General features: G+C 51.2%; 1 protein-coding gene. It reads right to left on the bottom strand.

The features are described 5' to 3' along the window. Nucleotides 1-772, bottom strand: a 772-nt coding sequence (galK, locus tag R7Q48_RS26655) for a galactokinase (protein WP_318133227.1), incomplete at both ends; no start/stop codon positions are given.

The following is a 772-nucleotide window of genomic DNA, read 5'->3' as shown; positions in this document are numbered from 1 at the left end:
CCGCCAGTCATGCGCACGCCGCCTTGATCGCCGATCACCTCTTTGACTATCTCCACCAGCGTATCGATTTCTTTTACCGTGATTTCGAAATCATCGCGCATCGAGGCATGAGACTCGGCCATCAGCTCGCCCATACGCTTCATGTCGTGTGCTCGTAGCGCTTGCGCCGCTTCCACAGTACGATCGTTTTCTGTGATGACATGACGGGCACGTTTTGCCACCATTTCATCCAGCTCAGCGACTTTCTCGTTGAACTGCTCAATCGTCACATCACGCAAAGCTTTCACACCGAAAATACGCGCCGCTTCTTCACATTGCTGACGACGAGTGTTGTATTCGCTGTCGACCAAACCACGTTTTTTATTCGAGTTGATGATCACGACAGCCATGTCTTCTGGCATAGAGACTGCTTCAGTTTCAAGGCTACGGCAATCTAATAGCATCGCATGATTTTCACGCCCTTCCGCTGAAATCATTTGATCCATGATGCCGCAGTTGCAACCGACGAATTCGTTCTCAGCTTGCTGACCGTTTAACGCAATTTCGGCTTGGCTGATCTCAAGATTGAACAGCACTTTGAACGTCTGGCCAATCACCACTTCCAACGCCGCCGATGAGCTCAAACCCGCGCCTTGAGGTACGTTGCCGCTGACTGAAATATCCGCCCCAGTAAACTGGTAGCCACGCGCCAGAAGACACTTCACCACGCCGCGAATGTAGTTCGCCCACATTTTGTCTTGCTGGAAGGTAATGGCTTGCGTGATATCGAATT

The sequence above is a fragment of the Vibrio sp. 378 genome (genome assembly GCF_033339435.1).
The sequence above is the reverse complement of the archived record's forward strand: the minus strand, read 5'-3'. Positions and strand labels throughout refer to the sequence as shown.